The following is a 22,249-nucleotide window of genomic DNA, read 5'->3' on the forward strand; positions in this document are numbered from 1 at the left end:
GGTTCAATTCGGCGAACTGGACGATGAACGTTTTCCATTGGGCTGGCTGCATGGAAGGCTCCCGTTTGTCTGGTATATACAGTCAGACAGCAGGGACACGGGAAGATTCCTGGACTTCCCCTACTTAGCGGAGACAGAGCCTTTTTCATTGGGCGACGATTTTCGACAGCACGGAAAAAGCCGCCCCCGTCTGCGACGCCTCCAGCAGCAAGGTCAGTTCCGTATACGTGCAAATGATGTTGATCAGGTTAATCCGCTCCCACGCCAGGCGCTTGAGGATGGCGTGATACACGCCCGGCGTATAGCAGGTCTCTGGCGCCAGGTGCAGGGTCACGGCCGTCACGCGCTCCAGGCGCGCCAGTTCCTGCTCTTCGCCGAACACCTCTTCCACCAGCGCATGCAGCGAACGGCTGCAGATCACCATCACCTCGTTGACGCCGCGCGTGACGGTAATGAAGGTGCCGCGCTGGGGTGCTGCCAGCGCCAGCAACTGGCGCTGGCAGTCATAGGTCTGGTCGGAATAGCGGTAGGTAAAAATCATCAATTCGCTGCGTGTGGACAGCTCTCCCGCGCGGTGCGCCAGCATGATCTCGCCGCTTTTCTGCTGCGGCATCCGCTCGGCCAGGCGGCGCAGCGCCATCACCACGGCGGCCTGCCCCACCGGTTTCCACAGGTCGCTCTGCAATTGCGGTTGCAGCTGGCGCGCCAGTTCCGACAGGTTCAGCAAGCCACGGCCCAATCCCTCGCTGAGAAAGGCCGATTCCATCACGATCTGTTCCACTTTGGTCGCTATCGAAAGCATAGTTCTTCGGGCCGGTGATTCCGGTGCACGCACCAGGAGCCGGCAACCCTTCCTGAAAAAAGGATGCACTGCGCCAGCGGCCACGCCGGGCGGCGCGGTCGGACTCGCGGAAAAGAACCCCCTCGCGAGGGGAAGAGCCGGCTGGCGGCGGCTAGGAAGGCGGATGCAGCATGAATGCCGCTCCAGAGGGGAAATGGCTGAAACCAACAGCAGAAAACAGAACTGACGTCATGTGAAACTCCCGATTTTTTTTCCCGATGCGCTGTATCTGGACGCGGTCATTGCCGCGTGCGCTTTTTTTGTCTTCGCGTGGTCCGCAGGGAACAACGCGAAGAGCTAGTGTAGATCGCAACATTTAGAAAAGGCAACAGTGTTTTTCCAACAGAACGCTCCATTAGGGGAAGTAGTCCATAACAAAAGTTGCAGCTTGTGGTAGATCAAACTTTCCAACGATGCGACGCCGGCAAATGTTCAATTCTTAACAAAAAATCGCGGAGTGACCCATTTCTTAAATTTTTTGACATGGCGATCTCGACAAGTTTAGTGTCCCCCTACCCGGCGTCATGCCACCACAAAACGGCAGGCTATCCGCCCGCCGCCAGGCACGCCGGGGTGGCCATCAGGCATCGCGGCCAGCTCATTCACCATTTCCTTAACCGATACCCTGGAGCAGAAATGAATTTACGTTTGACAATAGTTGCCGCATCCATCGCCGCCCTGCCGCTGATGGCCACCACGGCAGACGCCGCCACGCCGCTGCCACAGACCCTGATGGCCGCCCCGGTCGCCCTGGCTTCTCCACAAGAGACCGCCAGCCTGGTCAACAAGCTGGCCGCGCAAGCGCGCAGCCGTGGCCTGAACACCGAACATGGCTTTGCCGTCGGCGCCCAGCATCCTGGCGTCAGCGGCACGCGCGTGAGCCGCGTACAGCACACCTACAAGGGCTTGCCCGTCTTCGGTTCCGAAACGGTCGTGGTCAGCAACAGCGCCGGCGACATCGTCAGCGAATCCGTGTCGGACCGCGCGTCCGGCCTCGGTAGCGGCGGCGTCAATTCCGTCACCCGCAGCGCCACCACCGATATCGACACCACGCCGGCCGTCAGCGCGGTAGCCGCCATCGCCGCCGCCGTGAATAACATCGGCGTGCGAGGCGTCGACCACGTGCCGCCGCATGCCCAGCTGCTGATCTACCCCGTCATGAAAACCGTGCGCGTGGCCGGCGCCGAGAACAAGTCGGAAGCCGCGCTGAACGCCCTCGACGTGCAGGACGTGGTCGACCACTACGAGCTGGCCTACCTGGTGCAGACGCGCATGATCAGCGGCAGCAAGCCGGTCTACTACGACACCGTCGTCAGCGCCAAGGATGGCCGCATCCTGCGTCAATGGAAAGCCTTGAAGACCGTCGCCGGCATCGGCAACAGCCAGTACAACGGCCAGGTACCGCTCAACACCACGCTCACGGGCAGCACCTACACCATGAAGGACCCCAGCCGCGGCACGGGCGGCAGCTTCGGCGGCATGGCCATCACGAATGCCAACCACGGCACCACCTCGGGCAGCGTGTACAGCAGCACCAGCAATACCTGGGGCGACGGCCAGCAATACATCAACGGCGGCAGCACCACCAACGCCAACGGCCAGACGGCGGCCGTGAACGCGATGTGGGGCTTGATGAACACCTACGACACGCACAAAAATGTGCTCGGCTGGTCCAGCCTGGACGGCAACAACACGGCCACCCACATCGCCGCCCACGTCAATACGGCCTACGACAACGCCTACTACGACAGCAGCTGCAAGTGCATGTACATCGGCGACGGCGGCAGCTCGTTCAACAACCTCGGTTCCATCGACGTGATCGGCCATGAAATGGGCCACGGCATCACGGACGCCACCTCGGGCCTGATCTACTCGCAGGAGTCGGGCGGCTTGAACGAATCGAGCTCGGACATCGCCGGCGAAATGGTGGAGGCGTATGCGCGCGCCGGCGGCACGGGCACCACGATTCCCAACACGGGCAACGATTGGATGACGGGCAAGGAAATCGCCAAGAATGGCCAGCCGCTGCGCTGGCTGTACAAGCCGAGCAAGGATGGCAGCAGCCCGAATGCGTGGAGCAGCTCCATCAAGAACCTCGACGTCCACTACAGCAGCGGCCCGAACAACCGCATGTTCTACTTCCTGTCGCAAGGCTCGAACTCCACGTCCAGCAGCGACTACTACAGCTCCTACCTGAACAAGAGCCCGCTGGCCATGACCGGTATCGGCAGCGACAAGGCTTACCGCATCTGGTTCAAGGCAGCCACCACCAAGTTCACCTCGTCGACCAACTATGCCGACGCGCGCAACAAGGTGCTGCAGGCGGCCGAGGAACTGTATGGCGTGGGCAGCGCCGAGTCTATCGCCGTCAAGCGCGCGTATGCGGCCATCAACGTGGGCACCGACGTCGATGAATCGACGACGGGCGGCGCGGTGACGATCACCAGCCAGCCGGCCAGCATCACCGTCGCACCGGGCGCCACCGCCTCGTTCGCCGTGGGCGCGGGCGGCGGCACTGCACCGTACACCTACAAGTGGTTCCGCAACGGCGCCGTGATCAGCGGCGCCACGTCGCCAGCCTACAGTTTCACGGCCGTGGCGGCCGACAGCGGCGCCGTCTTCAAGGCCACAGTGACGGATTCCTCGTCGCCCGCCGTGACGGCCACGTCGAACAACGCCACCCTGACGGTCGGCACGAGCAGCGCCACTGAGCGCGTGACGAACGGCGGCTTCGAGTCCGGCGCCACGGGCTGGAGCGGCACCACGGGCGCCATCGGCACCTTCACGGGCCAAACCGCGTACGAAGGCACGAAGTACGCCTGGCTGGGCGGCAATGGCACCACGGCCAGCGAATCGCTGACGCAAAGCGTGGCCATTCCCGCCGCCGCCACGTCCGCCAGCTTGAGCTTCGCGCTGCATATCGACACGGCCGAAACGGGCAGCACCGTGTACGACAAGCTGGTCGTCACCGTGAAGAACAGCGCCGGTACGGTGCTGGGCACTCTGGCCTCGTACTCGAACGTGAACAAGGCCGCCGGCTACCAGATCCGCACCTTCGACCTGATCGCCTACAAGGGCCAGACCGTGCAGATCTCGTTTGCCGCGACCGAGGATGCATCGCTGCAAACCTCGTTCGTGATCGACAAGGTCAGCCTGGTTACCCAGTAAGCGGCTGAACATGCGGGCAAGCCATCGATACAAGGCTTGCCCGCACGGCACGATTGATTTCCTGGCAATTCCAGTCTACCCTGAGACAGTGATTGCCTCTTGCCTGCTGCCGGTACCCGCGACGAATTGAACTTTTTTTTGGATTGTTCCTGACCGATGCCTACTTCGACCTTGTCCGCACGCGCTGTCCCCTTTTCACATCACCCCATTTTCACGCCCCAGGCCATCACCATGCTCGCCTGAGCCGACGATGCAGTTCCACCTCCAGGTGCAGGGCCCGGCGGGTAGCCAGGCGCTGGCCATCGACGCCGCCAGCGAGGCCGAAGCGATCCGCGCGGCCGTGCGCGGCGGCTGGCGCGTGCTGGCCGTCGACGCTGGCGCCACGTCAGACACGGGCGCCGCGCTGCGTCCCGGCAAACAGGGCCTGCCCCTGCTGCAATTCAGCCAGGAGCTTCTGGCCCTGCTCGAAGCGGGCCTGAACCTGGGCGAGGCCATGGCCACCTTGCACAACAAGGAAACGCGCACGGGCGCCAAGGCCACCCTGGCCGCCATCGTGCTCACCCTGCAGCAGGGCCTAAGCTTTTCCGACACCCTGGCCGGTTTTCCCGACATCTTCCCCGATATTTACATCGCCACCGTGCACGCGGCCGAACGCTCGGGCAACCTGCCCGAGGCGCTGGCGCGCTTCGTCGCCTACCAGCTGCAGTTCGACGCCATCCGCAAAAAACTCATTTCCGCCGCCATCTACCCGTGCATGCTGCTCGTCGTCGGCGGCCTGGTGACCCTGTTCCTGCTTGGCTACGTGGTGCCAAAGTTCAGCGTCGTCTACGAAAGCTCGGGCCGCGAGATTCCGTGGATGTCGCAAATGCTGCTCGGCTTTGGCCAGACCCTGGCCGCGCATCCGTTGCTGTGCGCCGGCGCGCTGGCCGCCGTGGTCGGCGCCGTGGTCTTCGGCATCGCCAACCGCGCCATGCGCATGGCGCTGGTGCTGCGCCTCTTGCGCCTACCCGTGCTGGCCGGGAAGGCGGCGGAATTCCGCCTGGCCCGCTTCTACCGTGCCCTCAGCCTGCTGCTGCACGCCGGCATCCCGCTGCACAAGGCGCTGGCCATGGTCGGCCCCATGCTGCTGCCGGCGCAGCAGGAGCAGCTAGCACAGGCCCGCCGCTCGGTGCAGGAAGGCATGCCGTTTTCCACGGCGCTGGAGCAGGCCGGCATGGCCACGCCGGTGGCGCAATCGCTGCTGAAAGTGGGAGAGAACACGGGCCGACTGGGCGACATGCTGGAACGCTCGGCCAAGTTCCACGACGAGGAATTCGCCCGCTGGGTGGACTGGGCGTCGCGCCTGCTCGAGCCGCTCTTGATGACCATCATCGGCGTCGTCATCGGCGGCGTGGTGGTGCTGATGTACATGCCGATCTTTGAACTGGCCGGGAGCTTATCGTGAGGGTCATGCCATGAACGCACGCGACGAAGAACGGGCCGTGCTCGATGCCGCCATGCTGCGCCGCGCCCACGCCAGCGCGCTGGAACAGGGCCGCCCGCAGATGGCCGTGCTGCAGGAAACGGCGGCCCTGCCGCCCGAAGTCTTTTTGCGCCAGCTGGCCGCCCTGTTCCGCTACCCGGCCTGGACGATGGCCGAGCTGCAGGCCGCCTTGCCCGCCTTTGGTCTGCTGCCCTACACGGATTGCGCCCAGCGCGACTGCGTGCTGCTGCAGCCCGATGCGCCGGGTGCGCCGCCCGTGCTCGTCATCGGCAACCCGTTTGCCGAAGACTTGCTGCAGTGGGCCGACTTCGCCCTGTCCACGCCCTTCACGGTGGCGCTGGCGCATCCGGACGACCTGGCCGCCTATCTGCTGCAGCAGGAAAGCGTGCAGCAGGCGATGCAGGAAATGCAGCATGGGGATGACATTCCAGGGCTGGACCAGAGCATCGAGGACATCTCGCTGATCCGCATCAGCGAGGACAGCAGCCCGGTGGTCAAACTGGTGAACTCCACCATCTACGACGCCCTGAAATTCCAGGCCAGCGACATCCACCTCGAATGCGACGTGGCCAGCCTGGTCATCAAATACCGCGTCGACGGCGTGCTGGTGCAGGCGGGCCAGGTGCAGGGACTGGCGATGGCCGAGCAGATCATCTCGCGTATCAAGGTCATGGCCGATCTCGACATCGCCGAGCGCCGCATCCCGCAAGATGGCCGCTTCAAGGTGCGCGTGAAAGGGGCGGAGATCGATTTCCGTGTCTCCATCATGCCCAATATCTTTGGCGAGGACGCCGTGCTGCGCCTGCTGGACCGGCGCGCGCTGACGGAAGCGGCGCAGGCGCTGCGCCTGGAAAGCCTGGGCCTGAACGAGGACGCCATCGAGCAGATCCGCCGCCTGGCCGCCAAGCCGCACGGCATGCTGCTGGTGACGGGACCCACGGGTTCCGGCAAGACCACCACCCTGTACGCGGCCATCACGGAAATCAACACGGGGCGCGACAAGATCGTCACCATCGAAGACCCCGTCGAATACCGCTTGCCGCGCGTGCTGCAAATTCCCGTCAACGAAAAGAAGGGGCTGACGTTCGCGCGCGGCCTGCGTTCCATCCTGCGCCACGACCCCGACAAAATCATGATCGGCGAAATCCGCGACGATGAAACGGCGCAGATCGCCGTGCAGGCCGCCCTCACGGGCCACCTGGTGTTTACCACCGTGCACGCGAACAACGTGTTCGACGTGGTCGGCCGCTTCCTGCACATGGGCGTCGACGCCTACAGCTTTGCGGCCGCCCTGAACGGCATCGTGGCGCAGCGCCTGCTGCGCCTCAATTGCGCCCATTGCGCTGTCGACGCCAGCGCCGAGGTGCTGGCCGATGCGCAGCAATTGCGCGACAGCGGCCTGGCCCTGCACCAGGTGCAGGACTGGCAGTTCATGGCCGGCAAGGGTTGCGGCCACTGCCGCGGCACCGGCTACAAGGGGCGCAAGGCCGTCGCCGAAGTCTTGATGCTCAGCGACGCGATGCGCGAAATGATCTGCACGCGGGCGCCCCTGAGCCAGATGAAGGAAGAAGCGGCGCGCAACGGCTTTCGCCTGGCGCGCGAAGCGGGCCTGGACCTGGTGCGGCGCGGCGAAACCACTTTAGCGGAGCTCAATCGTGTCACTTATTGAACGCCTTGCCCGCGCCACCGTGTGCCTGCACCTGGCGCCGCACGGGCTGCACGGCGTGCTGCGCCGCGCCGGCCGTCCCTTGCCCGACAGCGCCTTCCACCAGCCCATTGCGAATCCCGACGCCAGCTGGGAAGTGGCGCTGGCGGCCCTGCGCGGCTGGCTCGAACAGGATGGCGGCAAAAAACTGCCGCTGGCCGTCAGCCTGGCCAGCCGCTGGTGCGCCCTGCAAATGGTGCCGTGGAGCGGGGCCCTGCTCGACCAGGCCAGCGCACAGCGCTTCCTGCACAGCCAGTTCAGCGCCGTGTATGGCGAGGGCACGCGCGCCTGGCGCCTGGCCGCCGACGACGCGCCCTATGGCAAGCCGCGCCTGGCCTGCGGCATCGATGCGGCCCTGCTGCAAGGCGTGCAGGACGCGGTGGCCGCGCATGGCCGGCGCTGCCTGTCCATCGAACCGATCGCCGGACCGGCCTGGCGCAGCATCGCCGGTGCCAAGCCCGACGCCTTCGCCCTGGTGGAAGCGGGCCGGCTGCTGCTGGCAACGGCGAGCGGCGGGCGCATCACGGCCCTGCACAGCCAGCCCTGCGACGTCGCCTGGGGTGATGAACTGGATCGGGCGTGGCGGCGCTGGAACTTGCGCGCGCCGCAGCTCGACGCCATCGAACAGGTGGCGCTGATCGACTTGAGCGGCGTGCCGCAAACGAACGTGCCCGAACGCTTCGTGCCCGTCGCCGTGGCCAGCGGCGCCCACCTGATGCGGGAGGCCGCATGGGCCTGAGCCGCCTGGAATTCCTGCCGCCCGGCGCCGCGCAGACGTTCAAGGGCTGGCGCCTGGCCCTGTGCCTGGCGGGCGGCTTGATGCTGCTGCCGGCCGCCGTGTACTGGCTGGTGCAGGCGCAGGAAACGCGGCGCCTGGAAGCGCAGCTGGCGCAGCTGCAGCCCGCGCGTCCCGTGCGCGCGCCCCTCTCGGCGAGCCAGCAGCGCGAACGCGACCTCGAACTGAAACAGGTAGCCGCCGCCGTGCGCCAGCTTAACCTGCCCGTCACCCGCCTGGTCAAGACGGTGCAGGCGCCGCGCGACGTGCGCGTGGCCCTGCTGGGACTGGACCTGAACGCGCAGCAGGGACAGGATGGCGCCAGCATCCTGAAGATCGCCGCCGAGGCGGAAACGCCGCAGGATATGCTCAATTACCTGGCCTTCCTGAACCAGCAGCCCATGTTCAGTTCCGTGTATCTGCTCAAGCACGAGATGAACGCGAACGCCCCCGAACACCCTTACCGTTTTCAGTTGGAGGCGCAATGGCGGCAATAAAACCCGTGTTAAAAGCCGGCACGCCCGTGGCCCGCGCGCGCCTGCAGCTGCATATGCCGCCGCGCCTGGCGTGGGAAGCGCAGCGGCTGTGGCGCATGCTGGGCTGGCCCAGTGCCATCGGCGCGGCCTGCCTGGCGCTGGCCGCTTTCGCCATGCAGCAGGGCGATGCCTTGGGCACGCGCCAGCAGCAACTGGCGGCGCAACTGGCCACTGCCGCCAGACAGGCGGCGCTGCCGCCGGCACCCGTCACGCTCGACGCCGATGCGGATAGCCTGGCCGCCTTTCACGCCTACCTGCCCGCGCATGACAGCATTCCCGACCAGTTGAAGGCCTTGCTGGAAGTGGCGCAAAAGAGCGGCGTCACCCTGGCCAAGGCCGACTACAAGCCGCAGGAAGACGGCAACACGGCCTTCCTGCGCTACCAGATCACCCTGCCCGTCAAGGCCGAATACGCGCAGCTGCAAACCTTTATCGTCGACGCCCTGCAGGCGCTGCCCACCCTGACCTTGGACTCCGTGCTTTTCAAGCGCGAGCAGATCGAGGCGGGCGAGATCGACGCGCGCATCCAGTTCATCCTGCTGGTGAAGAAGGCGGAGGCGCGCCGATGAAAAAAGCCGTACTGGGAGGCGCCGCCGTGGCGACCTTGCTGGCCACCCTCTTCGCCCCCGAGGACGAAGGCAGCATCGTGGGACCGGCCACGGCCACGCCGCGCCAGGTGGAGCGGGTGGCGCCGCCCCCCCTCGTCGCCGCCACTGCCGCTGCGCCAGCCAATCGCGTACTGGCCATCGAACCGCGCCGGGGCCTCGACGACGAGGAAGCGGCCACCCTGTTCGCCAAGCAAAGCTGGCAGCCGGAGACGCCGAAAAAGATCATGCTCGACCAGCAGGCGGCCCAGGCCGCGCTGCCCGCCGCCCGCGTCGATGCGAACGCGCCGCCACCGCTGCCATTTCAATTCCTCGGCCGCTTTGTCGATGAAGGCAAGGCGGCCTACTTCCTGCAAGCGGGCGAACGCAACGTGGTGGCGCGCCCCGGCGACACGCTCGAAGAGCGTTACCGCTTCGACGGCGTGGTGCAGGGCGCCCTGCAATTTACCTATCTGCCGCTCAACCAGAAACAGACACTCGCCGTAGGGGACCTCAATTGAAACGATGCGCCGCACGTATGTCTCGTAATCTCATCACCCTGCTGCCGGTGCTGTCCCTGCTGGCCGCCTGCGCCGGCAACCAGGCCTACAACGATGGCCAGGCCATGCTGGGCGCGGGCCGCACGGAACAGGGCCTGGCCCTGCTGGAACAGGCGGCGCAGGCCGAACCGACCAACGCCAAGTACCGCATCGCCGTCACGAATGGCAGGATGCGCGCGCTGAACAACCTCAATGGCCGCGCCGAGGCGCTGCGCCAGCAAGGCAAGCTGCCCGAAGCGCGAGCGCTGTACCAGCAGGCGCTGGCGCTGGACGCCAGCAACGACGTGGCGCAGCGGGGCCTGGCCGGCGTGGCGCAGGATGAACGGCACCGCAAGCTGGTGCAGGAAGCGCAGGCCAGCTACCAGCGCGGTGGCGAAGCGAATGTCGCGCAGGCGCAGGAAGCGCTGCGCCAGGTGCTGCAGGAACGCCCCGCGCAGCGCGAGGCACTGGCCCTGAAAAGCCGCATCGGCGAGGCGCAGTCGAAAAGCCTGCCGGCCGGCGGCAAGCTGGCGGCCGCCTACAGGAAACCCGTCACCCTCGAGTTTCGCGACGCGCCGCTGCGCTCCGTGTTCGACTTCATCAGCAAAGTGTCGGGCCTGAACTTCGTCTTCGACAAGGAAGTCGACCCGGCCCTGCGCGCCACCATTTCCGTGCGCGACACCAGCATCGAAGAGGCGATCGCCATGCTGCTGGGCGCCAACCAGCTGGAACAAAGCGTCACCAGCGACAAGTCGATCACGATCTACCCGAACACGCCGCAAAAGGTCAAGGATTACCAGCAGCTCGTGGTGCGCACCTTCTTTCTGGCCAATGCCGATGTCAAGACGGTGGCGTTTTCCATCAAGACCCTGCTCAAGGCCAAGGACGTCGTCACCGATGAACGCCTGGGCATCATCATGCTGCGCGATACGCCGGAAATGGTGCGCATGGCCGAGCGCATCATCAATGTGCAGGACCTGGCCGATCCGGAAGTGATGCTGGAAGTCGAGGTGCTGGAAGTCAAGCGCACGCGCCTGATGGAACTGGGCGTGCGCTGGCCGGACCAGGCCAGCCTGACCCTGGCCGGCGTCGCAGGCAGCACGGGAGGCCTGGGCGGCCTGAAAGTGGCGGACCTGCACCGCATCAATGGCGACAATATCAACCTGGGCATCGGCGGCGTCACCCTCAACGCCAACAAGACGGACAGCGACAGCAATATCCTGGCCAACCCGCGCATCCGCGTGCGCAACAAGGAAAAAGCGAAGATCCTCATCGGCGACCGCGTGCCCGTTATCACCGTCACGACGAATAACGGCGTCAGCTCCGACAGCGTCAACTACATCGACGTGGGCCTGAAACTCGACGTGGAACCGAACGTCTACCTGGACGACGAAGTAGCCATCAAGATCAACCTGGAAGTGTCGAACGTCGTCAAGGAAGTCATCAGCAAGACGGGCACGCAGGCATACCAGATCGGCACGCGCAGCGCCTCGACCGTGCTGCGCCTCAAGGATGGCGAGACGCAGGTGCTGGCGGGCCTGATCAGCGATGAAGACCGGGGCACGGCCAACAAGGTGCCGGGCGTGGGCGAACTGCCCGTGCTGAACCGCCTGTTCGGCAGCCAGAAGGACGACGCCATGCGCAGCGAGATCGTGCTGTCGATCACGCCGCGCCTGCTGCGCAGCATCCGCCGCCCGGACCTGATGACGGCCGAATTCAACTCGGGCACCGAGGCATCCGTGGGCGGCCGCGCCAGCGTGGGCGGCTCTCCCGAAGCGATCGCCGCGCCCGAGCAGGCCGCGCCACGCGCCGGCTCGCCCATGACGGGCGGCGACGAGGCGCCCGCCGCCGGCGAAAAATCAGGCAAAGGTGGCCAGTGAAGCCAAGGGGATTTACCTTCATCGAGCTGATGATCACCCTGGCCATCATGGCGACGCTGGCCACGGTGGCCGTGCCGATGGCGCAGGTGGCCTTGCAACGGTCCAAGGAACAGCAGTTGCGCAGCGCCCTGATCGAGATGCGCGAAGCGATCGATGCCTACAAGCGCGCGTCGGACAATGGCCGCATCAAGCTGTCGCTGGGCGCATCCGGCTATCCGAAAAAGCTCGAGGAACTGGTCGAGGGCGTCCCCGACCAGCGCAGCGTCTCGAAGCAGAATATCTATTTCCTTCGCCGCCTGCCGCGCGACCCGTTCCAGCCCAGGGAAGAAGGCAGCGCGGCGGACAGCTGGAGCAAGCGCGCCTATGCCTCGCCGCCCGACAATCCCAGCGAAGGCGAGGACGTGTTCGACGTCGCCTCGCGCTCGACCAAGGCAGGCCTGAACGGCGTGCCGCTCAATCAATGGTGAACCCGATGCCTGCCTCCTCTCTACGCCGCGGCTTTACCCTGGTCGAACTGCTGGTGGTGCTGGCGATCATCTCGCTGCTGCTGACGATCGCCATCCCCCGCTATTTCGGTTCCGTGGAAAAGTCGAGGGAAGTCGCACTGAAGGAAAACCTGCAGGTGCTCAGGAGCGGCCTCGATAAATACTATGCCGACAAGGGAGAATATCCGGCCGCGCTGGACGACCTGGTGACCCACCATTACTTCCGCAGCGTGCCGCTCGATCCCGTCACGGAGTCCGCCGCCACCTGGCAATTGATCCCTTCGCCGAATGGCGAGATCGGCGGCGTGGCCGACGTGCGCAGCGGCGCCAAGGGCAAGACGCGCGAGGGCATCCCCTTTGAGCAGCTCTGATTTTCGGCGCCGCGCACGGGGCTTCGCGTATATCTGGACCCTGATGCTGGTGGCCTTCATGGGCGTGGGCCTGGTACTGGCCAGCGAATTGCATGCCACGGCCGCGCGGCGCGACAAGGAGCGCGAGCTGCTGTTCATCGGCCATGAATTCCGCAACGCGCTGGGCCGCTACTACGACAGCACACCAGGCGACGGGCGGCCCCGCTATCCCTTGACCCTGCAGGAACTGCTGCGCGACCCGCGCTTTGCCAACGCCCGGCGGCACTTGCGCCGCCTGTATGCGGATCCCGTCACGGGCAAGGCGGAATGGGGGCTGCTGCGGCAGGAGGGACGCATCGTCGGCGTCCATTCGCTGTCGCCGCAGCTGCCCATCAAGCAGGACAATTTTCTCGATGAAGACGCGAGCCTGCGCCGCAAACAGCGCTACGCGGACTGGCACTTCACGTATCCGCACGACCTGGTGCTGGCCCCGCCCGATGCGGCCGGCGGCGCGCCCGGACTCAAACCGAAAGGCGCGAACTGATATCATGCCCGCATTCCATATTCAGCATCGAACAAAGGAGCAGGCATGAGCATAGGTGGCACTTCCATCGAACAGGCATTGGCATCGCTGTCGGACATGACGGGCGGCATGGTCGCCATCGGCAAGGACGAACATGCGCAACGCATCGCCAGGGCTCAGGCGTTCATGCGCCAGCAGGGCATCGCCGTGATCTACCTGAACGCGGGCGCCAACCTCACCTATTTCACGGGCACCAAATGGTATGCCAGCGAACGCATGGTGGGCGCCATCCTGCCGGCCAGCGGCGACATCGAATACATCGCCCCCGCGTTCGAGGAAAGCACCTTGCAAGGCTTCATGCTCGTCGAAGGCCGTGTCAATTGCTGGGAAGAGCATGAAAGCCCGTACCAGCTGTTCGTCGACGTGCTGGCGCGCATGGGCGTGGCTCAGGATGCGGCTGCGCCGCCGCGCGTGGGCATCTGCGAAAGCGCCGCCTTCTTCATCTACGACGGCATCAAGCCGCTGGCCCCCGGCTATGCGCTGGAAAACGCGCGCGCCGTCACGGCCTGGTGCCGCAGCCGCAAGTCCCCGGCGGAAATCGCCCTGATGCAGCGCGTGATGGACATGACCCTGGCCGTGCACGTGGCCACGGCCAGCATGCTGTACGAAGGCATCACGACGGTGGAAGTGGAAGAATTCATCCAGCGCGCGCACCGCAAGGTGGGGGCGCCCCGCTCGTATTTCTGCATCGTGCTGTTCGGCGAGGCGACCGCTTATCCGCATGGCGTCAATTACGTGCAAACCCTGAAAGCGGGCGACACGGTGCTGATCGACACGGGTTGCCAGGTGATGAACTATATCTCCGACATCACGCGCACCTATGTGTTTGGCGCCATCAGCGAACGCCAGCGCAGCGTATGGAACAGCGAAAAGGCCGCGCAAGCCGCCGCGTTCGCGGCCGCCCAACTGGGCGTAGCGTGCGGCGACGTGGACCGCGCCGCACGCGTCTCGCTGGAAGCGGACGGCTTCGGCCCCGGCTACAAGCTGCCGGGACTGCCGCACCGCACGGGCCACGGCATCGGCCTCGATATCCACGAGTGGCCTTACCTGGTGGGCAGCGACACGACGCCGCTCGACGTGGGCATGTGCTTCTCGAACGAGCCGATGATCTGCATCCCCGGCGAATTCGGCATCCGCCACGAAGACCATTTTTATATGACGGAAAACGGTCCGCGCTGGTTCACGCAGCCGGCGCACAGCATCGACGATCCGTTCGGGCTGCGGGCTTAAGCCGGGTGTTGGATTACGCTGCGCTAATCCAACCTACGTCTTCGCCAACGCCAACCGCCGTGGCACGGGCATGCTGGACAAACCGCCCTGCGCCAGCTTGAACACGGCCAGCGCCGTGCCCAGCTGCACGGCCTGTTCCTGCAGCGATTCGGCGGCCGCCGACGCTTCTTCCACCAGCGCGGAGTTTTGCTGCGTCATCTGGTCCATGCTGCCGATGGCCACGCCGATGTCGCCGATGCCGGCGCTTTGCGCCTGGCTCGCGGCGCTGATCTCGGCCATGATGTCGGCCACCTTTTTCACGGAATCGACGATCTGGCCCATGGTCAGCCCCGCCTCGTCGACCAGCTTCGAACCGACGTTCACCTTGGCCACCGAATCGCCGATCAGTTGCTTGATCTCGCGCGCCGCTGCCGCGCTGCGCTGCGCCAGGTTGCGCACTTCGGACGCCACCACGGCAAAGCCGCGCCCCTGTTCGCCGGCGCGCGCCGCTTCCACGGCCGCATTCAAGGCGAGGATATTCGTCTGGAAGGCGATGCCGTCGATGACGCCGATGATGTCGACGATGCGTTTGGATGAATCGTTGATCTCGCCCATGGTGGTCACCACCTGGCTGACCACTTGCCCGCCCTTCACGGCCACCGACGATGCCGACACCACCAGCGCATGCGCCTGGCCCGCGTTGGCGGCGTTGTCGCGCACGGTGGAAGTCAGGCTGTCCATGCTGCGCGCCGTCTGATCCAGGCTGCCCGCCTGCGATTCCGTGCGCGCGGCCAGATCCGCATTGCCCTGGGCGATTTCCGCGCTGGCCACCTGGATGGTTTCGGCCGACGCCTTGATACCGGACACCATGCCGGCCAGCCGGCCACGCATCTCCTTTAACGCCGCCAGCAGGCTGGCCTGGTCGCCCGCCTCGGTCACAATCCGCATCGAGAGGTCGCCATCGGCCACGGCGCGCGCGATCTGGCGCGCATATTCGGGTTCACCGCCCAGCTGCTGCCAGATGGCGCGCACGACGAAATGCGAGACGGCCGCCAGGCAGACGATGACGGCCAGCGCCACGGCGATGCTGGTATTGAGCGCATTGCGCACATTGGCCGCGCTGCGCTCGATGCCCTGCCTGAACTGTGCTTGCGCCTGTTCGTTGGTCTTTGCCAGGTCGGCATTGAGCACCGCCAGCGCGCCCTGCATGCGCGCCACGGTCGCTTGCGGGTCGCCCTCTTCCATTTCCAGCATAATGCGCGCCGCGCTCAGTGCCGGCGCATAGTAGGCATCGAATTCCCTGGTCAGGCGCTGGCCCTGCTCGCGCTGGCCGGGAATCGCCGCAAAGGCGGCCAGTTTTTCGCGCAGCTTGACGGCCTGGCCGCCAACTTGCCCGATACGCTCCTTGTCGCCTTCGCTGACGGCGTCGCGCAGGGCGTCGCCCACGGCGGCCACGTCCAGAGTCAGCGACTTGGCCATGTCGAGCACGGGATAGTCGGCGCTTTCGGTAGCGTGGATGGAATTGAGCGTGGCCGTGGACAGATAGGCGCTGACGGCCAGCCCCAGCCCGAAAATCACGGCCGAGACGGCAGGCAGCGCCCATATCTTGCGTTTGATGCTCATTGCTGTCTCCTGATGGTATGTGTACCGGGCCGCCGCATGGCGGGCGGCCCGGGTCGGCTTTATGGCGCCGTCAGCACCACTTTGACGCTGGCGTCGACGGCGCTCTTTTCGATATAGCCGATGGCTTTCGGATCGGCGGCCACGGCCTTCTTCACGTCGGCGCTATTGGCCACTTCCTTCGGCAAGGTGGCCTTGCCCGTGAAGACCAGCTTGGACCACAGGGCCTTCGCCTGCGATGGCTCCTTGTCCGTCACCTTCTTGTAGAACTCGGCGCGCACGGGAGCGCTTTCCGGCTGGTCGATCGGCGTCATGGCCGTCGATTTGCCGAGGAAAAATTGCGCCACCTGTTCGTTCGTCATGGCACCGGCGGCACTCTTCGGATTGACCACCACGACCACTTCGGCCATGGCGGGAACAGCGGTCGACAGCGTCAGCAAGGCAGCCGCAAAAATGTAAGATTTCATGCGGCGCTCCTTAGAAAACAAAATCGATGGCGGCGGCAGCCACCGTGACGGGGCCATGGAAGCCTGGCTTGGCTTGCACGAACAGACCCGGACCATTCTTCGGCCTGATGCGGTCGATCTGCACTTTCAGCGCGGCCGAACGGTGGAAGTCCCAGCGCACGCCGATGCTGTCCGTCGATTGCTCGAGCTGGTTGCGCGTGGTGGCCAGGGTATCGACGCCGGCCGACAGGGCGCGCAGGGTCGGCGTGCAGGCGGCCGGATAACCGGCAGGGCAGGATGCGGGCACGGTATTGTTCACCCGGCCATCGGCCTTCAGGCTGGCGTGGCTGTAGTAGGGCAAAAAGGCGCCGATGCGGTAGCCGCCCATCACGTACCACGAGGTGCTGTCGCTGACATAGCTGTCCGTCTTGCGCTTCGCATATTCCGACTGCAGCAGCACGTTGTTCCAGTCCAGGCCCAGGCCCACGGACGTGAAGGACGCCTTCTTGTCCTTGACTTCCAGCACATCGGCCAGAGCGCCCAGCTGGGCGATCCTGTAGCCGCTGCCGGCCGCGCGCAAGCTGCCCATCAGGGTATTCAAGCTAGGCGAATCGTTGATCGTCAGCTTGGTCTCGGCACGGCCGAAGCGCACGGTGACGGGGCCGTGTTCGGCCACGACGTTGAGGGCGACGATGGACTTGCCTTCCACCTGCACGGTCGAAGCGGGGCCCGTGGCCAGGGTGGCCTTGGTGCGGCCCAGCGCCAGCTGCGTCGTGACGCTGGTGTCGCCCGCGCTGAACTGGTAGGTGCCGTCGATGCCATCGATGCTGTTGAGAGGAACCTGCGAATACATTTCGCCGGGCGGGCGCAGCATGGTGTTGGCATAGCCGACGTTGCGGTAATCGGAAATCATGAAGACGGGCAGGCCCATGCGGCCGACGCGCACGCTGAAGCTGTCCGATACCTTGGCCTTGGCGAAGGCCCACGCCAGTTCGGCGCCGAAATCGTCCTCGCCGTCCTTGCGCGCCAGGCCCTGCACGGTGGCCGACAGCCACGGGTTGACGGTGACATTGGCCTGCAATCCCAGGTTGGAATCGACGCCCGTGCGGGCGGTGCGGCCGGCGCCGGCAGCCTGGTTCGGGCGCGCGAACTGCGCGTTATCGGTATCGGCCATGGTCAGGGCGGCCGTGCCGTAACCGCTGATCTTGACGGCGGGGCCAACGGCCTCTTCGGCATAGGCATGGCTGATGGCCAGGGGCATGGCCAGCAGGAAAAACAGGACGTGTTTATTCATAGTAATTAAATACCCGTAGCGGTGAACGTGGAGTTGGGCTCGAGGTCGATGGCTCACCGGCCGTAAAAGGCCGGGTCCGTTTTTTCTCGCCGCCATCGCTTCGAGGAGCGCGCATGGCGGCGTGACCAGTGAGTAAAACCATGCTACAGAGAAAAGGTTTTACATTGGAAAGTTTTCTTGAGGCAATGAGCGAATTCGCCTCTTTTCACGAAAAAAGCACGCGTTCTAGAGGGGTTTATCTAAATAGCACGCCGTGCAAAACCACACTTACACTATATTTTTCATACACTTATGGATAATTCAAGACGAAAAGAACTGGAATGAAAAAAGCGCCGCCACGCGAAGATCGCGGGCGGCGCCATTCACACCAGTCCTGCCGGAGACGCTTACTCTCGGACTTACTCGCGCTTCGAGACCAGGGTCAGAATATCGTAGCTGGCCACCAGTTCCTCGTTCTGGTTCGTCACCTGCACGTCCCACGCGACCACGCCCTGGCCCACGCCAAACACGTCCTTGCGGTTGCGGTCGACCTTGCGCTTGCACGTCAGGCGGGCGCGGATGGTGTCGCCGATGGCCACCGGCGCGACGAAGCGCAGGTTGTCCAGGCCATAGTTGGCCAGCACGGGACCGACGCCAGGCGAAACGAACAGGCCGGCGGCGGCCGACAGCACAAAGTAGCCGTGGGCGATGCGCTTGCCGAACTGCGATTCCTTGGCCGCGATTTCGTCGAAGTGCATGTAGAAAAAGTCGCCCGAGATGCCGCCGAAGGCGACGATGTCCGCTTCGCTGACGGTGCGGCGGTGCGTGAGCAGCGAGTCGCCCGTCTTCAAATCCTCGAAGTGCTTGCGGAACGGGTGGATCGGGCTTTCGTTGACGTCCGCGCCGCGCACGTATTCGCCGGTGATGGCCGCCAGCATGGTCGGCGAGCCTTGCACGGCCGCCCGTTGCAGGTAGTGGCGCACGGCGCGCACGCCGCCCAGCTCTTCGCCGCCGCCCGCGCGGCCAGGGCCGCCATGCTTCAGTTGCGGCAACGGCGAGCCATGGCCCGTCGAATCGACGGAAGCCACGCGCTCGAGCACGTGCACGCGGCCATGCGTGGCCGCCACTTGCGGCACCACGCGCGCGGCGATCTTCGGATCGCGCGTCACCAGGGTGCTCACCAGGCTGCCCTTGCCGCGCGCGGCCAGGGCCAGCGCTTCGTCGATATCGTGGTAACCCATCATGGTGCTGACAGGGCCGAACGCTTCCACGTCATGCACGGCCTCGTTGCCAAAGGCGTCGCGGCACATCAGCAAGGTCGGCGAGAAGAAGCTGCCGTCAAGGGCGCCATCACCGAGCGGACTGAAACCGTCGGCCGCGCCGAACACCACCTCGTTACCCTGCGACAGTGTGGCGACACGTTCAGCCACGTCGTTCTGCTGCTCTTTCGACGCCAGCGCACCCATGCGCACACCTTCGATGGATGGATCGCCCACCACCACCTTGGCCAGGCGCTCGCGCAGGCGCGTGCCGACGGCGTCCATCAGGTGCTCGGGCACGATGATGCGGCGAATCGCCGTGCACTTCTGGCCCGACTTGCCCGTCATTTCGCGCACGACTTCCTTGACGAACAGGTCGAATTCCACGTCGTCGGGCGTGACGTCCGGCGCCAGGATGGCGCAGTTGAGCGAATCGGCTTCGCCGTTGAAGGGCACGGACTGGGCGATCAGGTTCGGGTTCGTACGCAGCTTGGCGGCCGTGGCGGCCGAACCCGTAAAGGTGACGAAATCCTGGCCATTCAGGCGGTCCAGCAAGTCGCCCGTGGAGCCGATCACCAGCTGCAAACTGCCGGCCGGCAGCAAACCCGATTCATGCATCATGCGCACGACGGCTTGCGTCAGGTAACTCGTCGCCGTGGCCGGCTTGGCGATGCAGGGCATGGCCGCCAGGAAGCTGGGCGCGAATTTTTCAAGCAAGCCCCAGATGGGGAAATTGAAGGCGTTGATGTGCACGGCCAGGCCGCCGCGCGGCACCAGGATGTGCGTGCCGGCGAAACCGCCCTTCTTGCCCAGCGCGATGGCCGGGCCTTCGTGCAGCACGTTCGATGACGGCAGCTCGTGGCTGCCCATGCTGGCGTAGGCGAACAGGGTGCCCGTGCCGCCTTCGATGTCGACCCAGCTGTCGGCGCGCGTGGCGCCCGACAAATGCGAGATCGCATACAGCTCCTCCTTGCGCTCGACCAGGTACAGGGCCAGCGCCTTCAGGCGCGCGGCGCGCTGCTGGAAGTCCAGCGCCATCAGGCCCGGCACGCCCGTCTTGCGCGCATAGGTGACGGCTTCGTCGAAGTCGATCTTTTCCGCATGCGTGTGATAGATGACGCGGTTGTTCAAGGCGCTGTGCAGGGGCACGGCGGCGCTTTCGCCCAGCCAGCGGCCGGCGATCAGGCTTTGCAGGGTGGATATGTGAGCCATGTGGTTTCTCCGTAAAACGAGGGTGTGGTGACGTTGGTGGTAGTGTCGGATGACGCGGGGCGCTGCCCCGCTAAGCCGACCTACCTCCATATTGGTTACTGCGCCGCTGCGTTCTTGTGCAGGTGCAGCGGCAATGCGGATTCGAAATTCAGGCGCTGGCGGCCGGCCTCGACTTGCGTCAGGGCTTCCACCTCGCGCATCGTCTGCATGGAACGCACGGCCAGTTCGTGGTACTGGCCCGTGCCCGAGCTTTTCCATTGGATTTCATCGTCGGTCAACGCGCGGATGATCCTGGCGGGCGTGCCCACCACCATGCTGCGCGGCGCGACGATCATGCCCGCCTTCACGAAACTCATGGCCGCGACGATGGATTCCTCGCCGATGACGGCGTTGTCCATCACCACCGCGTTCATGCCGACGAGCGCATTGCGGCCGATGCGGCAGCCGTGCAGCACGGCGCCATGGCCCACATGACCGTCGACTTCAACCACCGTGTCGCAGCCGGGAAAGCCGTGCATGACGCACGTGTCCTGCAGGTTGGCGCCCTCTTCCAGGATCAGGCGGCCAAAGTCCCCGCGGATCGAGGCCAGCGGGCCGATATAGCAGCGCGGGCCGACGATCACGTCGCCGATCAGCACGGCCGACGGGTGCACATAGGCGCTGGGGTGGACGACGGGGGTGACGCCGTTGATTTCGTAGACTTTGACCATGTTGCTCTCCTATTCATGCATTGGGGTGACGCTTCCCTGCCCCCCACACCTTGTACTGCCGGGGTCGGACCCTGAGGGTCCGACCCCAGTATTTGCCTTCGGGTTACATCCCCAAATAAGCGCTCTGCACCTGCTCGTTATGCAGCAATTCAGGACCGGGACCGGACAAGGTGATGGCCCCCGTCTCGATCACATAACCCACGTCGGCAATCGACAGGGCCGCATGCGCGTTCTGCTCGACGAGGAAGATGGTGATGCCCTGGTCGCGCAGTTCGGCCACGATGCGGAAGATTTCCGCGATCAGGAGCGGCGCCAGGCCCATGCTCGGTTCGTCGAGCAGCAGCAGTTGCGGACGGCCCATCAGCGCGCGCGCCATGGCCAGCATCTGCTGCTGTCCGCCCGATAGCGTCCCGGCCAGCAGCAAGCGCTTTTCCTTCAGGATCGGGAACAGGCCGTACATGCGCTCCATGTCACCGGCCACGTCTTGCGGCGGACGGGTAAACGCGCCCAGGCGCAGATTGTCTTCCACCGTCATGGGGCCGAATACTTGGCGCCCTTCCGGCACCTGGCAGATGCCGGCGCGCACGCGCTTGTCGGCGCTCATGCGGCTGACGTCCTGGCCGGCGAAGGCGATGCTGCCGGCGCTGATCGGCTGCACGCCGGAGATGGCCCGCAGCAGGGTCGTCTTGCCGGCGCCATTCGCGCCCACCAGCGCCACCAGCTGGCCCTGGCGCACTTGCAGGTCGATGCCGTGCAAGGCCTGGATGCGGCCATAGTGGCTGGTCAGGCCGGCGATATCGAGCACCAGCGGTGTCTGAGGTTTTTCCATCTTCATCATGCCGCCACTCCCAGATAGGCCGCCACCACGTCGGGGTTCGCGCGCACTTCGGCGGCGGTCCCTTCGGCCAGCTTCTTGCCATAGTCGAGTACCAGGATATGGTCCGACAGATTCATCACCAGTTTCATGTCATGTTCGACCAGCACCACCGTCACGCCCGATTGCGCCACCTTGCGGATCAGGGCTTCGATCTCGCCCGTTTCCGTGTGGTTCAAGCCGGCCGCAGGTTCATCGAGCAGCAGCACTTTCGGCTTGGCCGCCAGCGCGCGGGCGATTTCCAGGCGCTTCAATGCGCCATACGACATCTGCCCCGCCTCGTCATCGACATGCCGGCCTACGCCGACGAATTCCATCAGGCCCGCCGCTTCATCACGGCAGGCCGCATCGGCGCGGCGCACGGACGGCAAACGCAGCATGGAGGCGAACAGGTTCTGGTTCAGCCGCAGATGCGCGCCCACCATCACGTTGTCGATGGCCGTCATGTTCATGCACACCTGCAGGTTCTGGAAGGTGCGGCTCATGCCGCGCCGCGCCAGCGCATCGGGCGACATGGCGGCCACGTTCTCGCCATTGAGCAAAATTTCGCCCCTGGTCGGCGTATAGACGCCGGTGATCAGGTTGAACAGAGTCGTCTTGCCGGCCCCGTTCGGCCCGATCACGGAGTGGATATTGCCTTCCTTGACGGTAAAACTCACGTCCTGCACCGCGTGCACGCCGCCGAAGCTCTTGCTCAAGTTGTTAATCGTCAGCATC

At 65.1% G+C, this 22,249-nt stretch carries 20 protein-coding genes; 12 read left to right on the forward strand and 8 right to left on the reverse strand.

Going from position 1 to position 22,249, the window contains the following annotated elements:
• Positions 1–145 precede the first annotated feature (145 nt).
• Positions 146–802 (reverse strand): hypothetical protein, encoded by a 657-nt coding sequence (locus IGS55_RS20900; RefSeq protein WP_230517125.1) that lies wholly within the window; start codon positions 800–802, stop codon positions 146–148.
• Positions 803–1,477: 675 nt separating this feature from the next.
• On the opposite strand from IGS55_RS20900, the gene IGS55_RS20905 reads away from it, so the two are divergent.
• The 12 genes from IGS55_RS20905 (at position 1,478) to IGS55_RS20960 (ending at position 14,159) form a co-directional block, all read left to right on the forward strand.
• A complete protein-coding gene (locus tag IGS55_RS20905; protein WP_230517124.1) occupies positions 1,478–4,009 on the forward strand; it encodes a M4 family metallopeptidase in 2,532 nt (843 codons plus the stop codon).
• Positions 4,010–4,259: 250 nt separating this feature from the next.
• Positions 4,260–5,453 carry a type II secretion system F family protein gene (locus IGS55_RS20910; RefSeq protein WP_230517123.1) on the forward strand — a complete coding sequence of 398 codons (1,194 nt, stop codon included), beginning with the start codon at positions 4,260–4,262 and terminating at the stop codon, positions 5,451–5,453.
• A gap of 10 nt (positions 5,454–5,463) precedes the next feature.
• On the forward strand, positions 5,464–7,161 hold the full coding sequence (locus tag IGS55_RS20915) for a GspE/PulE family protein (protein ID WP_230517122.1): 1,698 nt from the start codon (positions 5,464–5,466) through the stop codon (positions 7,159–7,161).
• Complete coding sequence (locus tag IGS55_RS20920; RefSeq protein ID WP_230517121.1) at positions 7,148–7,936, forward strand: hypothetical protein; 789 nt, start codon at positions 7,148–7,150, stop codon at positions 7,934–7,936. The genes IGS55_RS20915 and IGS55_RS20920 overlap by 14 nt, the downstream gene beginning before the upstream one ends.
• Positions 7,927–8,469: a hypothetical protein gene (locus IGS55_RS20925; protein WP_230517120.1), complete on the forward strand. Its 543-nt coding sequence runs from the start codon at positions 7,927–7,929 to the stop codon at positions 8,467–8,469. The genes IGS55_RS20920 and IGS55_RS20925 overlap by 10 nt, the downstream gene beginning before the upstream one ends.
• Positions 8,457–9,077 (forward strand): type 4a pilus biogenesis protein PilO, encoded by a 621-nt coding sequence (gene pilO / locus IGS55_RS20930; RefSeq protein ID WP_230517119.1) that lies wholly within the window; start codon positions 8,457–8,459, stop codon positions 9,075–9,077. Before IGS55_RS20925 ends, pilO begins: the two co-directional genes overlap by 13 nt.
• Positions 9,074–9,613 carry a hypothetical protein gene (locus IGS55_RS20935; protein WP_230517118.1) on the forward strand — a complete coding sequence of 180 codons (540 nt, stop codon included), beginning with the start codon at positions 9,074–9,076 and terminating at the stop codon, positions 9,611–9,613. The genes pilO and IGS55_RS20935 overlap by 4 nt, the downstream gene beginning before the upstream one ends.
• Before the next feature lie 17 nt (positions 9,614–9,630).
• Positions 9,631–11,511: a secretin and TonB N-terminal domain-containing protein gene (locus IGS55_RS20940; protein ID WP_230517117.1), complete on the forward strand. Its 1,881-nt coding sequence runs from the start codon at positions 9,631–9,633 to the stop codon at positions 11,509–11,511.
• On the forward strand, positions 11,508–11,978 hold the full coding sequence (locus tag IGS55_RS20945; protein WP_329958134.1) for a type II secretion system protein: 471 nt from the start codon (positions 11,508–11,510) through the stop codon (positions 11,976–11,978). The genes IGS55_RS20940 and IGS55_RS20945 overlap by 4 nt, the downstream gene beginning before the upstream one ends.
• 5 nt (positions 11,979–11,983) lie before the next feature.
• Positions 11,984–12,367: a type IV pilin protein gene (locus IGS55_RS20950; protein ID WP_230517116.1), complete on the forward strand. Its 384-nt coding sequence runs from the start codon at positions 11,984–11,986 to the stop codon at positions 12,365–12,367.
• Complete coding sequence (locus tag IGS55_RS20955) at positions 12,354–12,890, forward strand: type II secretion system protein (RefSeq protein ID WP_230517115.1); 537 nt, start codon at positions 12,354–12,356, stop codon at positions 12,888–12,890. The genes IGS55_RS20950 and IGS55_RS20955 overlap by 14 nt, the downstream gene beginning before the upstream one ends.
• Positions 12,891–12,935: 45 nt before the next feature.
• Positions 12,936–14,159, forward strand: a complete 1,224-nt coding sequence (locus IGS55_RS20960) for a M24 family metallopeptidase (RefSeq protein ID WP_230517114.1) — start codon at positions 12,936–12,938, stop codon at positions 14,157–14,159.
• 33 nt (positions 14,160–14,192) lie between these two features.
• Here the strand turns inward: IGS55_RS20960 and IGS55_RS20965 are convergent, their stop codons facing one another.
• From IGS55_RS20965 to IGS55_RS20995, 7 genes are all read right to left on the reverse strand, one after another.
• A complete protein-coding gene (locus IGS55_RS20965) occupies positions 14,193–15,761 on the reverse strand; it encodes a methyl-accepting chemotaxis protein (protein WP_230517113.1) in 1,569 nt (522 codons plus the stop codon).
• A 59-nt stretch (positions 15,762–15,820) separates the two neighbouring features.
• The gene (locus tag IGS55_RS20970) at positions 15,821–16,225 is read right to left on the reverse strand and encodes a hypothetical protein (protein ID WP_230517112.1); all 405 of its coding nucleotides are present in this window, start codon (positions 16,223–16,225) and stop codon (positions 15,821–15,823) included.
• Between the two features lie 10 nt (positions 16,226–16,235).
• Positions 16,236–17,498: a hypothetical protein gene (locus tag IGS55_RS20975; RefSeq protein WP_230517111.1), complete on the reverse strand. Its 1,263-nt coding sequence runs from the start codon at positions 17,496–17,498 to the stop codon at positions 16,236–16,238.
• 398 nt (positions 17,499–17,896) lie between these two features.
• Entirely contained in the window at positions 17,897–19,948 is a 2,052-nt protein-coding gene (gene paaZ / locus IGS55_RS20980) for a phenylacetic acid degradation bifunctional protein PaaZ (RefSeq protein ID WP_230517110.1), read from the reverse strand.
• 95 nt (positions 19,949–20,043) lie between these two features.
• Positions 20,044–20,658, reverse strand: a complete 615-nt coding sequence (gene paaY / locus IGS55_RS20985) for a phenylacetic acid degradation protein PaaY (protein ID WP_230517109.1) — start codon at positions 20,656–20,658, stop codon at positions 20,044–20,046.
• A 103-nt stretch (positions 20,659–20,761) separates the two neighbouring features.
• The gene (locus IGS55_RS20990; protein ID WP_128143228.1) at positions 20,762–21,493 is read right to left on the reverse strand and encodes an ABC transporter ATP-binding protein; all 732 of its coding nucleotides are present in this window, start codon (positions 21,491–21,493) and stop codon (positions 20,762–20,764) included.
• Positions 21,493–22,248 (reverse strand): ABC transporter ATP-binding protein, encoded by a 756-nt coding sequence (locus IGS55_RS20995; protein WP_230517108.1) that lies wholly within the window; start codon positions 22,246–22,248, stop codon positions 21,493–21,495. Before IGS55_RS20995 ends, IGS55_RS20990 begins: the two co-directional genes overlap by 1 nt.
• Position 22,249 lies beyond the last annotated feature (1 nt).

Source organism: Janthinobacterium sp. EB271-G4-3-2, from assembly GCF_020858035.1.
GTDB classification, from domain to species: Bacteria; Pseudomonadota; Gammaproteobacteria; order Burkholderiales; family Burkholderiaceae_D; genus Janthinobacterium; species Janthinobacterium aestuarii.

Coding starts and splice junctions, on each gene's coding strand:
- IGS55_RS20900 (WP_230517125.1), bottom strand. CDS start 802: ATGCTTTCGATAGCGACCAAAGTGGAACAGATCGTGATGGAATCGGCC.
- IGS55_RS20905 (WP_230517124.1), top strand. CDS start 1,478: ATGAATTTACGTTTGACAATAGTTGCCGCATCCATCGCCGCCCTGCCG.
- IGS55_RS20910 (WP_230517123.1), top strand. CDS start 4,260: ATGCAGTTCCACCTCCAGGTGCAGGGCCCGGCGGGTAGCCAGGCGCTG.
- IGS55_RS20915 (WP_230517122.1), top strand. CDS start 5,464: ATGAACGCACGCGACGAAGAACGGGCCGTGCTCGATGCCGCCATGCTG.
- IGS55_RS20925 (WP_230517120.1), top strand. CDS start 7,927: ATGGGCCTGAGCCGCCTGGAATTCCTGCCGCCCGGCGCCGCGCAGACG.
- pilO (WP_230517119.1), top strand. CDS start 8,457: ATGGCGGCAATAAAACCCGTGTTAAAAGCCGGCACGCCCGTGGCCCGC.
- IGS55_RS20935 (WP_230517118.1), top strand. CDS start 9,074: ATGAAAAAAGCCGTACTGGGAGGCGCCGCCGTGGCGACCTTGCTGGCC.
- IGS55_RS20940 (WP_230517117.1), top strand. CDS start 9,631: ATGTCTCGTAATCTCATCACCCTGCTGCCGGTGCTGTCCCTGCTGGCC.
- IGS55_RS20950 (WP_230517116.1), top strand. CDS start 11,984: ATGCCTGCCTCCTCTCTACGCCGCGGCTTTACCCTGGTCGAACTGCTG.
- IGS55_RS20960 (WP_230517114.1), top strand. CDS start 12,936: ATGAGCATAGGTGGCACTTCCATCGAACAGGCATTGGCATCGCTGTCG.
- IGS55_RS20965 (WP_230517113.1), bottom strand. CDS start 15,761: ATGAGCATCAAACGCAAGATATGGGCGCTGCCTGCCGTCTCGGCCGTG.
- IGS55_RS20970 (WP_230517112.1), bottom strand. CDS start 16,225: ATGAAATCTTACATTTTTGCGGCTGCCTTGCTGACGCTGTCGACCGCT.
- IGS55_RS20975 (WP_230517111.1), bottom strand. CDS start 17,498: ATGAATAAACACGTCCTGTTTTTCCTGCTGGCCATGCCCCTGGCCATC.
- paaZ (WP_230517110.1), bottom strand. CDS start 19,948: ATGGCTCACATATCCACCCTGCAAAGCCTGATCGCCGGCCGCTGGCTG.
- paaY (WP_230517109.1), bottom strand. CDS start 20,658: ATGGTCAAAGTCTACGAAATCAACGGCGTCACCCCCGTCGTCCACCCC.
- IGS55_RS20990 (WP_128143228.1), bottom strand. CDS start 21,493: ATGAAGATGGAAAAACCTCAGACACCGCTGGTGCTCGATATCGCCGGC.
- IGS55_RS20995 (WP_230517108.1), bottom strand. CDS start 22,248: ATGCTGACGATTAACAACTTGAGCAAGAGCTTCGGCGGCGTGCACGCG.